Here is a 12,546-nt window from a genome sequence, read left to right on the forward strand (position 1 = left end):
TCATAGTTTATCTTATCAATTTACAACGAGGGCCGCTTGGCAACCCCCGGGAGGCCATTGGCTTATAAGCCAATGGCCTCCGTTCTTGCACGGTAACCAGGGTCCACAGGAGGAAAGGAAACTTATGAACCATAGGGAAGGACTTTTTGCACTCAAGGTTAACCTGTTAGTTTTCTTTTTTGTATTGATGCTGTCTTCATTAGCGACAGCATCTCTCGTCCCGCCAGAGGTAAATGTTATGCCGGATGGAGATACAGATACCTCGGCATATACCTGGGTAGGAAATGCTTTGACTATCTGGGGAAATGTAGTTTGGGGCAGTTCCACTTCCGGCACTTATGCATGGGATATTAATAATGACGGCACGGCTGACTATACCGGTACCGTTACCAATGCCAAGGATATAGCCTGTACCCATACTTATGCTACCTCCGGGCTTTATGAAGCCAAGCTGACCGTCACCGACGGCAATGGAGAATCTGACAGCGCCGTTGTAAGAATCAGGGTTTTACCCTCCGAGACTAAAGAAGCCAAGATCAATCTGGCCATTGAAAAGGGGTTGAAATGGCTGTACCTGAAACAGGGAAGTAATGGCTCCATTTACGATCTGAATTCCTACAGTTCATCGGGAGCTGAAACAGCCGCGGCTGTTTTGGCCTTTGAAAACAAGGGCCATAAGCCCTGCACTCAGGACCAGGACCTTGACGGCGATGTAGATGCAGCCGACCGGGCAATCTGGGAAAAAGACCGTATCTATGCCAAAACGGTGCATGCAGGGCTTGACTATATCATTTCCACCCTGACGGCAGTAGGTGTAGGTGCTCCTTATGATAATAACGGCAATGGGGTATGGATCGCTGACAATTATTATCCCTCTTCGGGATACAGGGGACCATACAAAATCGGTATGTACATGATGGCTCTAGTCGGGGCTGGCAGTGTAGCCAGCGGGGCACCGAATCTGGTAGCCACCACCGGACCGAGTGGTGTTATTGGCAAGACCTACCGCACGATCGTCGAGGATATGGTCGATTACTGCGATTATTCACAGTATCACTCTACCTATGGTGGATGGAGATATGGTCCTGGTTATGGGCCTGACAACTCGGCCTGCCAATGGCCGGCCATTGGCATGGAGGCGGCTGAATTTGGCTGGGGAGTTCCTATCCGCCAGGCAATTAAAGACCTCAATCAAAACTGGACGAATTATAGCCAGAATGCTTCTAACGGGCGTTTTGGATATACCTCGGAAAGTGCTCAGGGAACAGGTGGATATGGTGCCTGTACCGGGTCCGGCATTTGTCAGTTATCCTTCCAGGGAAAAGTCAAGGATGATCCCAGGATCATTCTTGCCGGGAATTTCTTGAAGAATAATCCTGGTCTCTACAATCAAGGCTTCAGTGACGATAGGGCTTTCCTGTACTACATGTATGCCGTAGCCAAGGGTGCCCGGATCGCTAAAATCGATACCAACGGCGATGGCAAGGGTGATACCTATTCCGAGATTCAATTCCTGGGATCAGCTCCGGGCTGGGACTGGTACGATGCCTACAGCACCTGGCTCATTACTTACCAGAATCCAGGCGGATTTTGGGATGATAGTTTCGACCATACTTACCGTGTGTTGGAGACCTCCTGGGCAGTGGAAATCCTGACCAAAAACGTTTTCACTCTGCGGCCAATAGCCAAATTGACTGCTACCCCCAATCCCACCCCTGCTAATTCAGCCATTACCTTTGACCTGAGCGGTTCATTCCATCAGGATAGTTCCAAGAACCTGGTTGACTGGTGGATCGATGTCGATAATAATGGAACGTTTGATCTCAGCGGCCATTTCCCGGTAACAACCGCCAGTTTTGCCGCCGGATATCCTGATACCGGCTCGAATTACGCAGTTACCGCAAGACTCAGAGTAAGCGACAATTCCACGCCGGTTGAATTTGGCGAGGATGCCCTGACTATCAATATCACTACCGGCAATGTCCCGCCGGTTGCAGATCCGGGCGGGCCATATAATGGAGTTATCGGACAGCCGATCACCTTTGACGGTTCCAACTCCTATGATGCCAATGAAGGCGCCCCGCTCAATGATTCAATCGTAAGCTGGGAATGGGACCTGGATGGCGATGGTCAATATGATGATGCTTCCGGTGAAATTGTGACCAAGACCTGGAACACACCCTATTCTGGAAATATTGGTCTGAAAGTCAAAGATTCATTCGGCCTGTCCAGTACAGCCGTAGCCTACACCAAGGTTGTGGTAGTCGATCTCTGGCCGGAAAATTATACTATCGTAAGCACCAGGAGAATAAACCGGTATGTTTATGAGTATGAATATAAGTTCGACATGAGAAACCGGGGGACAGGAGATGCTTTCAATGTCCAGTGCAGCATTGACCAAAAACCGCCTCAGATGACCGTTGTCGATGGTCAGGTGAGTTTTGGTAACGTGACGGCCGGAGCGGTTGTAACCTCTGTTGACTCTTTCAAATATCAACACGATCGCCGTTATCCGATGGCTGATATTCAAATTCGATGGAAACTCGAATATGATGATGCTGCTGGAAGTCATATAGTCTTCCTGGATTTTCCATTGCGCTGATTTTGTACTTGATGTACCTGATTGGTTTAATAACTCTGGTAACATGAGTTAGAACCGAATAAGAGGATAAACGGGGTATTATCTTGCGGGATATACCCCGTTTTCTTTTACTCCAGCTCTGTACCGGCTATAGTGCCGAGTGAATTTGGGGAGGAACAAAGTTACATGGTTCACAGAAAAATCCTGATTCTGTTTTTGGGATCAATGGTTGCAGCGGCCCTTTTATTCCTGGTTTTCAGCCCCCTGAGTATAAAAAGTGTAACCCGGCCTGTTTCCTGCCGGAATGAACCACAGCAGAGTTTGAAACCAGGTATCCTCCAGAATGAGAGTTCACCTGGTAACCATGACAATCCCCATGAGAAAAGGTGGGAGGGTACAGTATCATTACGCCAGGATTTTATCCTTACAGCACCTCAGGGTGGAGAAGTGGTATCTCTTGCCAAAGCAGGGGATAGGGTGACGGCAGGGGTAATCCTTGCTGAAATAGCGAACGAACAGAGTCGGAAAGCCGCTCATGAACAGCAAGGCGCACTGGACCGGGAAATATCCATGGCTGATCAGAGTATAGAAATTGCCCGACAGGATATCACCAATCTTAATCGGGAAATTGACCAGCTCAAAGATACTGTCAAAGATAAGGAATATTCTTTCGCCGATGCGGAAAGGGAATACCGGCAGGAGCTGATGGGTGAGGCGGCCTTCATTGAAAAAAAAGATGAGCTTGACCGTCTGAAAAGAAATCTCGAATCACGGGAATCCATGCTCAGGTGCAAGTACGAAAATATTGCTTCTCTTCAAAAAGAGATAATCAAACTCCAGTCATCTGCCAAACAAATATCTCAAAACCTTATCATCAAGGCACCCTGTGACGGGGTGGTAGGAGAGGTTCTTGCCAGGGTTGGGGAAAAGGTGAACGAGCAGGCTATGCTGATGAAACTGACCCCCTGCAATGTAGTTTCCCTCAAGTTACAAGGGGAATCCCTCCTTGGCCTTGACGGGAAAAAGATACTTCTAACCATGCATAACGCCCCTGATAAAAAATTTTCAGGCATCATGAAAATAGCAGACTTCTCCTTCCTGCCTGGACAGAGGGGAGAGAGGGCAGATGCAGAGGTAATTCTGGATCAGGGGCAGGCCGACCTTTCCAGGGGATTCAGGGGAAAGGTTGTGGTATCGCTGCAGGGTTCGGGAAATTTATAAAATTACGGTCGCTCAGTCACCATGTTAAGTTAAGCAACGGACAATTAAAATCCCCCTTTTCTCAAGGGGGATTTAGGGGGGCGAGCTACTACCCGAATCCCCACGCAATATCCCTGATCAATTGCAGGTACAAAACATTGCCTCTCTTCAAAAAAAGATGAAGAAGCTCCATTCATCTGCCGAACAAATAGGTAAGGATCTTTTTTACGGTACTCTGCGACGGGATAGTTGGAAGAGGTTCTTGCCAAGGTTGGAGAAAAGGTGAATGAGCAGGCCATTCTGATGAAACCGACCCCCTGCAATGCAGATTCCCTCCAATTGTCAGGAACATCCCTCCCTTGGCCTTGATGGAAAAAGAGATACTTCTAACCATGTACAACTCTTCAGCCAATAACTTTTCAGGCACTATTAAAATAAGAGATTTCCCCTTCGATCTGGTCAGACGGAGGAGGGCAGAGAGGGAGGTTCCCGGACCGGGGGCAATCTGATCTTTTTTATGGATTCAGAAGAGAGATTATGGTATTGTTGACCTGATTAAGGAAAATTTATTGTAAATTATAATTGGTCAGTCATTGTCATTCCCTGACTCCTGAAGGGAGCGAGGGGGACCGTACAGCTTTCTTACAAAAGGTTGAGCAGTTGTTACCAAAATTTATTAAACTACGAACAGGGAGATATCGCCAGCCATGAAACCAAACTATGCTCCATTACGCCACAAGATAGTGTATTTTGCACTCACCGGCCTTTCTCTCAGCATTCTTTTACTTTTGCCGCCACAAGGGTATGGAGAATCTCAGGATACGAAAGGTCCAAATTCTCCGGATAGTTTCTCAAAACCTTCATCAGTGCCTTCTTCAGGAGAACCTGCCCCGGCACCTTCTTTGCCTCCTTCGGGGAATACTCCCATTGAGCAAACTGGCCCGGATGAATACCGGATTGGCAAGCTGATGTTAAATAAGAAAACCCGGGAAATTGCTATCACCGGGCAGGTCAATATGCAAAGCGGCCTGGTTGAATATCTGGCCTGCTGCTCGGCGGAAGCTGGAAAACTCCACGAGAGTGTTCTGAAACTCGATACAAAACCTTCCGATGTTCAGGTAGCTCTTCTTCTGCTCGGTGCTAAAGCGGAGAACAACTTGAAGTTTCAGGGTGATCCGAATCCTCCCAAGGGAGACCCCCTGGAGATTTGGGTAGAGTGGGAATTGCAGGATAAAACGAAAAAAAAGGTTCGCGGGGAGGAACTGGTGTACAATCAGGCGGAAAAAAAGCCAATGGGAAAAACCACCTGGGCTTTTACCGGATCATTTATCCGGGAGGGCAGGTTCGTTGCAGACATGGAGGGATCGATCATCGCTACCTTCCGGGACCCGGCGGCTCTTATCAATAATTCTTTACCGGTTGGAGCGGACGATACTCAGATTTTCAGCAATGAGAATCTTCTCCCCCCGGTGGGAACAAAGGTGACCTTGTTCATCAAACCTGTCCCGAATCACTCGCCGGAAAAGCATAGCCTGTAAGGAGAGGAACTTGAAAAAATAATCCACAAGAGGAGGATATAATCATGGTAAATTATCTCAGGAAACACAATGCTTGGCTTTGCCTTCAATCTTTCGTAATGGCCGCTTTTCTTATCTGCATTGCTCATCCTCTGCCTGGCTGGGGAGCACCGGACAAATTGAACAAGGGGGAAAAGCCGCAGGAGGCTGTTGTCTCTCAAAATCTGATCAAGGCTGACCAGCCGACTAATCTTTCCTTGAGGAAAGAAGCCCAGCACTCAATCGACATGGGACTTGCCTGGTTAAAGAACAAGCAGAATCCTGATGGTTCATGGTCCAATCCGGATTACCCGGCCATAACAGCTCTGGTAGCTCTCTCTTTCGTGCGCGATCCTTCCGCTTCCCTGAGCTACCAGCAATATCCGGCCTTTCTCCAGAATGCCTTTAAATTTATCCTGAGCAAGGTACAGCCGGACGGGGGAATCTACACCCCATCAAAAGGGCTTGCCAATTACAATACTGCAATTTGCATTTCGGCTCTTACAGCTACGGGAAATCCGGCTTTTGTTCCAGTCATTCAGAAGGCCAGGAATTACCTGATTTCCCTCCAGATGGACGAGGGGGAAAAGGGAGTTGCCGACCAGACCTATGATGGAGGAATCGGCTACGGAGGGAAGGAAAAACACTCTGATTTATCCAATATGCACCTTGCCCTTGAAGCCCTGTATGTGAGCAGACAGCTTGAGATCGATAAGGCGAAAACCCTTGGCTCTGCAAAGGTTGAATCGAAGGAACTGGACTATCAGGCAGCCCTGCGGTTTATCGAACGATGCCAGAACAATCCCAAAACCAATGATCAATCCTGGGCAAGCGGTGATCCGGATAACCTCGGAGGGTTTATTTATTTTCCCGGAAGCAGCAAGGCTGATGAGCAAAAACTTCCCGATGGGAAAACCGCTCTGCGGTCATATGGCAGCATGACCTATGCAGGTCTTTTGAGTTTCATCTATGTCAACCTTGAAAAGGATGACCCACGGGTGCAGGCAGCCTATGACTGGATCAGAAAGCACTATACTGTGGATGAGAATCCGGGCATGGGCCAGCAGGGATTGTTTTATAACTACCATACCATGGCCAAGGCACTGGCTGTTTACGGAGCTCAGGAAATTCAGGTGGAAGGGAGAAAGGAAAAAGTCAACTGGCGGAAAGAGCTTATCGGCAAGATTATCGGGCTGCAAAAGGGTGAAGGATATTGGGTCAATGCGGAAGGCAGATGGTGGGAAAACGATCCTGTCCTGGCGACATCATACGCACTGCTATCCATGGAGATCGCCCAGGCAGGGCTTTAAACGGAATATGGAGTTAATTTATCTATGAGCATGCTTATGAACACTCTTATCGAACCTCATATCCACATGTATTCCCGGACCACGGATGACTATCAGGCCATGCATGCAGCGGGCATCCGGGTCGTGGTCGAACCCTCCTTCTGGCTGGGATGCGACCGCCGGTACGCCGGCACGTTTTTCGATTATTTCCGGCTGATCCTTGAGTTTGAAACTCTCAGGGCAGCCCGCTACGGGATTGATCACTATGCATGCATATCGGTAAACCCCAAAGAGGCGGAAAACAGGGGCCTGGTCGATGAGGTTCTGGCCGGTATCGGTGAGTATTTCGATCATCCCCGCTGTGTCGGTATCGGGGAAATCGGGCTCAACAACCTTACCGAAAATGAAATCTATGCCTTTCGCCGGCAACTGCTGATGGCCGAGGAGCGAAAACTTCCGGTGGTCATTCATTTGCCCCACTTTCGAAAACCTGAAGGGGCCCGGATTATTGTCGATATAATCCGGGCCGAAGGTGTTGATCAAAAGCGTATTGAGATTGACCACAATACCGAAGAAACCATGCCCATCACCCGGAAGACCGAATGCTTTACCGGCTTGACCGTATATCCGTATTCCAAGCTGAATCCTGAACGGGTATCCGGAATCGTCAGGGAGTATGGAGCCGAGCGGATGATAATCGACGGCAGCGCAGACTGGGGTGTCTCAGATCCTTTGGCTCTGCCAAAAACGATAGAATATCTGCGCCGGGATGGCCATGCCGAGGAATCTCTCCGGCTTCTGTTCCATGACAATGCAGACCAGTTCTATGGACAGACCCCGCGATGGAAGCCTGATTACCATATTGAACCAGTACCCGTTTCAGAATACCAGCGGCAGCCCTGACCCTGTGACTCAAGAGACCAGAACAATGAGGATGAATCTCACGTTTTCCTCATGTATCTTGAGTGTCTCTGTGATTGCCTTTATTTTTTCTCCATGCGAATGAGCAGCAACAATGGAATACTGCAGGATAAACCCGCAAACCGAAGAGAGGTTTTTCACGGCTTTTTGGAGCTGATACGTCTGCCTAATCTGCTTACCGTGCCTGGAGACATCCTGGCAGGATTTACCCTGGCCGGTGTTTCTCCCGGCAATCTCCCGTGCATTGTGCCTGTCCTCCTGATCTCTCTCTTTCTGTATACCTGCGGGTTGATTCTCAATGACTATGTTGATCGGGAAACCGACCGGGCAGAGCGTCCCGGTCGGCCAATACCGTCAGGGAGAGTCCAGCCGGGGACGGCACTGACCATTGCTCTGGTCCTGCTTGTTCTGGCCATCTTCCTGAGCTTGATCACTGGCCGGGAGAATGTGCCGCTGATTGGTTGTGCAGCCTCCTCTTTCCATCCCGGATTCTCTCTTATCGGGATTACCGGAGGGCTGGCTGCCCTTATCCTCCTGTACAACTGCTGTGTGCGCACTATCCCCCTTGCAGGTTTTGGGGTCATGGGACTGTGCCGGGGAGCAAACCTCCTTCTGGGTGCCAGCATTGGGGCCAGGCCCTTTACGGCTGCCGTATTCATCGGTGCCGGTCTTGAGGCTTCCTATATTGCAGCGGTATCTGCAATTGCACATCAGGAAACCAGGGGAGGAACCGTTCACGGAGCAAGGCGCTTTTTGCCCCTGGCTCCTGTTATCGCTCTGGCAAGCCTGGGGATGTTTTCCCGGTTTTCCTTTCTCAAGATGGGAGTAATCCTCTTTACCGCTGGCTGGACATGGCATACCCTGTGGTTCGGAAGCTGGAATGGACGCTCTATTCCGACAAAGGTTGGCCAGTTGATTCGCAATATCATTCTGATCCAGAGCGGACTTCTCGTGCTTACGATGGACAGGAGCCCGGAACAGAGCCATTTTATTCTCATTGCCCTGCCCTTCCTGATGCTTTTCTTTATCTTTTCCCTGTGGGCAGGTCAGCGGTTTTACGGGAGTTAATATCATGCCGGAAAAGATACTGCTTGTACAGGTTGCAGCCTGTGGGTATAACTTCCTCATGCACAATACCGGAGGGAGAGAACTCTATCACCATCTTGCCGTCAAGCCCATTCAGGCCCTTTTTCCCGCCTTGACCTGTGTGGTGCAGGCCAGCTTGCGCACAGCCGCCCTGCCTCGCTCTCATGGGATTGTCGGCAACGGATTTTTCTTCCGGGAAGAGTGGAAGCCGCTCTTCTGGGAACAAAGCAGCCGGTTGATCCAGGGACCCAGAATCTGGGAGGGTTTCCGTTCACGGGGGGGAAAAGTGGCCCTGATGTTCATCCAGCAATCCCTTGGGCCAGACAGTGACCTTTTTCTCTCCCCTGCCCCTGTTCATAAACATCACGGGGGAATGATCCTTGACTGTATTTCAGAGCCGCCGGAATTAAACCACAGGCTGCGGCAGGCGCTTGGCCGCGTCTTTCCTCTCCACCACTACTGGGGGCCTCTGGCCTCGAAGAAATCCAGCCAGTGGATCACCCGTGCGCTTATGGCGGTTATGGAAGGGGAATCGCCTGACTTTCTCTATGCTTATCTGCCGCACCTTGATTATGCCCTGCAAAAATATGGACCCACGGCCCAGGAAAGCAGGAAAGCCTTTCATGAGCTCGACTCACTGCTTGGCAGCCTTCTTCCCGCAGCCCGGAAGGGAAAATACCGGGTCATTCTGTTTGGAGATTATCCTATTCTCGAAGCCCGGGGAGTCGTTTTTCCCAATAAGGCCCTGCGGAAGGCCGGTTTCTTCAAAACCCGCGATATCGGAGGAAGGCTGTATCCGAATTACCATACCAGTGCAGCCTTCGGGATCGCGGACCATCAGATAGCCCATATCCAGCTCTTTGAGCCGGGAAAACTTCAAGAGGTCAGAGACGTGCTGGAGAAGCTCCCCGGAGTGGACAAGGTCCTCGACCGGACAGCCATGGCCGAGGTCGGTCTGGACCATCCACGGAGCGGAGAACTGGTCCTTGTGGCCAGCCCAGGATACTGGTTTGATTATCGATGGTGGGATGAACGCAAAGAAGCCCCTGACTTTGCGGGCCATGTGGATATCCATAATAAACCTGGGTATGACCCCTGCGAGCTGTTCTGGGGCTGGCCCCCTCCTTCGATATCTCAGAATCCTTCCCGGATCAAGGGAACTCATGGCCGTGTGGATCACCACGAACCGGTTTTTTACGCAACGGACCTGGAGCTGCCGCACGAGCCTGGAAGCATCATCGAACTGGCTGAAAGCATCAGGGAATTACTTGACAGCAGATAAGTAAGGTTGAAAAAATGACGAAGAAAATCAAACAAAAAATAACCGTCGAGTTTAACTACGACATCTGCTTTACCCGCAATCTGTTTGCTCCGGAGAACCAGGTGCTTGAGGAAATGCTGGGGCAAGCTCAGGCCAGGATACTGGTTTTCCTGGACTCCGGGGTATCATCTGCCTGGCCGGGGCTGGAGCATCGCATCGGAGAATGGTTTGACGCTCATCCTCAGTGCGGGACACTGGCCGCGCCAGTTCTCCTTGTCCCTGGCGGTGAGCAGTGCAAGAACGATTTTGAATACCATAAGGTAATAGCACGAAATATGCGTATTACCAAACTGGACCGGCATTCCTTTGTGATCATCATCGGTGGAGGTGCGGTCCTGGATGCCGCAGGATTTGTCGCTTCGATTACCCACCGCGGTATCCGGCATATCCGGATACCGACAACCGTGTTATCCCAGAATGACTCTGGGGTTGGAATCAAAAATGGTATCAATCTCTATGGGGCAAAAAATTATTTTGGCACCTTCACGCCTCCGTACGGAGTGATCAATGATTTCGATTTCCTGAAAACCCTTACCCTGCGCGATTGGCTTGCCGGCATAGCCGAGGCCTTCAAGGTGGCCATTATCAAGGATCGCTCTTTTCTTCTCGATCTGGTCAAATCAGCCCCCAGATTACGCTCCCGCGATGAACAGGCCATGGAAAAGCTCATTTTCCGCTGTGCCCGATTGCACGCCGGGCATATTGCCGAAGGCGGCGATCCTTTCGAGTATGGATCGGCCCGTCCGCTGGATTTTGGTCACTGGAGCGGACATTACCTCGAAGTCCTGACCGATTACTCCCTGCGGCATGGTGAGGCGATCGCCATAGGAATAGCCCTTGACCTGATCATTGCCCGAAACCGAGGGCTCATCAGCCGGGAAGAGTTCGATCTGGTCATCAAGGGCCTTGCAGATTGCGGGCTTACCCTCTGGCATCCGCTGCTTGAGAAAAGGGAGGGGCCTGAAAATTCTCTGTGTATTTTCAAGGGCCTGGAGGAATTCCGCCAGCACCTTGGAGGGAAACTCACCGTAGCCATGCCAGACCATCTTGGGAGTCTGAATCTGGTTACCAGCATTTCATATGAGGAAGTTGAGCAGGCGGTCAGGGAGATGAAAGAAACCCTGGCAACAGGAATTGAGAGGGAGCCGGGAGGTTCACGGGAGAATGAAACTCGCACAATATCATAACCATATCATGTACTGTCTCAACATCCATCCTGGTGAATGCTGGTCTGAAAACCTTGAGGCCATCTGCCGGTATAGCCTGAAGGTTAAGGAGAAAGTCTGCCCCACGGCACCCTTTGCCCTGGGATTGCGGCTCTCTGCCTGCGCCTGTCAGGAACTTGGGCCGGAGCTTGAGAGATTCAGGGCTTTTCTCAATGAAAACAGCCTTTATGTAGTATCTCTCAACGGCTTTCCCTATGGCCGGTTTCATGGCCGGAGAATCAAAGAGGAAGTTTACCTGCCGGATTGGTCCTCTCCATTGAGAGTAGCCTATACTCGCAATCTGATAAAAATACTTGCCGCTCTTTTGCCTGAAGGTGAGACGGGAACCATTTCCACCGTACCGGCCAGCTACGGAAAAGAACAAAAAGACACGGTCATACCTCATCTTCTCGAAGTGGCGGAATTTCTGGCACAGCTTGAGGAAATGACGGGAAAGCATATCGTGCTTGCTCTTGAGCCGGAGCCTGACTGTTTTTTGGATCATCTGGATTCAGTCAGGAAATTTTTCCAGCGGCTCTTTGCTGCCGGTGCCTTTGCCCAAAAGTACCTGGGAGTGTGCCTCGATACCTGCCATGCTGCTGTTGAGTTTGAATCACCGCTTGCCTGGCTCGGAAAGCTTGATGAAGATGGCATACAGGTGCCCAAGATCCAGATTTCGGCAGCCTTGAGAGCGAAAGACTCCGGGAATCCACGGCAGATTTTCCTTCCATTCGCGGATGAAGTCTACTTGCATCAGACACGGATTATGGTGAATGGGAGCATCCTGCGGTTCCGGGACCTGCCTGAAGCACTGGCAGGTAATTTACCAGGAGAGTGGCGGGTCCATTTCCATGTCCCCCTCACCTGGTCCGGAAATGGGCTTTCCTCGACAGCGCAGCTCATCGAGGATGAGTTTTTCAAGCGGGCAGTACGGGCAGGAGGAAAGCATTTTGAGGTTGAGACATACTCTTTTGGTGTTCTCCCCGGTCCCAAACCGCCGGTAGTCGATTCACTTTGTGGGGAGCTTGAGTGGCTTATCAGGAAGTTGATGGGCAACCGGTAATGGTTTTGCCTCAGTGCTCGTTTTCGAACTCTTCTTCGGATATGCCGGTAGAATCCCTGATAATCTTTGGATCAATCCCTGCCTGGAAAAGCTTCCTGGCAGCCTCCAGTCGTCCCATCCGCTCACCCTTTTCCATGCCGATCTTCTCACCCTGAGCTAAACCCTTCTCCAGACCAATCTTCTCACCCTGAGCCAATCCCTTTTCCATGCCGATCCGCTCACCCTGAGCAAGGCCCTTTTCCAGTGCGGCTTCGGCTGCTCCCCGCTGGTCCTGGATAAAGACCATGCTCTGGTCGTACAGCTCCCATTCATCCCGGCTCAGGT

At 50.6% G+C, this 12,546-nt stretch carries 10 protein-coding genes; 9 read left to right on the plus strand and 1 reads right to left on the minus strand.

What is annotated here, in order from left to right:
• The first annotated feature begins 124 nt into the window (after positions 1-124).
• The 9 genes from AB1611_06115 (at position 125) to eboE (ending at position 12,222) form a co-directional block, all read left to right on the plus strand.
• A complete protein-coding gene (locus tag AB1611_06115) occupies positions 125-2,602 on the plus strand; it encodes a PKD domain-containing protein (GenBank protein MEW6379165.1) in 2,478 nt (825 codons plus the stop codon).
• A 165-nt stretch (positions 2,603-2,767) separates the two neighbouring features.
• Entirely contained in the window at positions 2,768-3,802 is a 1,035-nt protein-coding gene (locus AB1611_06120) for an HlyD family efflux transporter periplasmic adaptor subunit (GenBank protein MEW6379166.1), read from the plus strand.
• A 686-nt stretch (positions 3,803-4,488) separates the two neighbouring features.
• Positions 4,489-5,319 carry a YdjY domain-containing protein gene (locus tag AB1611_06125; protein MEW6379167.1) on the plus strand — a complete coding sequence of 277 codons (831 nt, stop codon included), beginning with the start codon at positions 4,489-4,491 and terminating at the stop codon, positions 5,317-5,319.
• Positions 5,320-5,417: 98 nt separating this feature from the next.
• Entirely contained in the window at positions 5,418-6,647 is a 1,230-nt protein-coding gene (locus tag AB1611_06130; GenBank protein MEW6379168.1) for a prenyltransferase/squalene oxidase repeat-containing protein, read from the plus strand.
• A gap of 24 nt (positions 6,648-6,671) precedes the next feature.
• Positions 6,672-7,529, plus strand: a complete 858-nt coding sequence (locus tag AB1611_06135) for a TatD family hydrolase (GenBank protein MEW6379169.1) — start codon at positions 6,672-6,674, stop codon at positions 7,527-7,529.
• Positions 7,530-7,628: 99 nt separating this feature from the next.
• Positions 7,629-8,615, plus strand: a complete 987-nt coding sequence (locus tag AB1611_06140; GenBank protein ID MEW6379170.1) for a UbiA family prenyltransferase — start codon at positions 7,629-7,631, stop codon at positions 8,613-8,615.
• 4 nt (positions 8,616-8,619) lie between these two features.
• The gene (locus tag AB1611_06145; GenBank protein MEW6379171.1) at positions 8,620-9,915 is read left to right on the plus strand and encodes a nucleotide pyrophosphatase/phosphodiesterase family protein; all 1,296 of its coding nucleotides are present in this window, start codon (positions 8,620-8,622) and stop codon (positions 9,913-9,915) included.
• Between the two features lie 14 nt (positions 9,916-9,929).
• Entirely contained in the window at positions 9,930-11,141 is a 1,212-nt protein-coding gene (locus AB1611_06150) for a 3-dehydroquinate synthase (protein ID MEW6379172.1), read from the plus strand.
• A complete protein-coding gene (gene eboE / locus AB1611_06155) occupies positions 11,119-12,222 on the plus strand; it encodes a metabolite traffic protein EboE (GenBank protein MEW6379173.1) in 1,104 nt (367 codons plus the stop codon). The genes AB1611_06150 and eboE overlap by 23 nt, the downstream gene beginning before the upstream one ends.
• 10 nt (positions 12,223-12,232) lie before the next feature.
• Here eboE and AB1611_06160 read toward each other — a convergent pair.
• The coding region (locus tag AB1611_06160) for an ATPase (protein ID MEW6379174.1) at positions 12,233-12,546 on the minus strand (314 nt) is incomplete at its 5' end.

It is taken from the genome of bacterium (assembly GCA_040755755.1).
GTDB lineage: Bacteria > SZUA-182 > SZUA-182 > DTGQ01 > DTGQ01 > DTGQ01.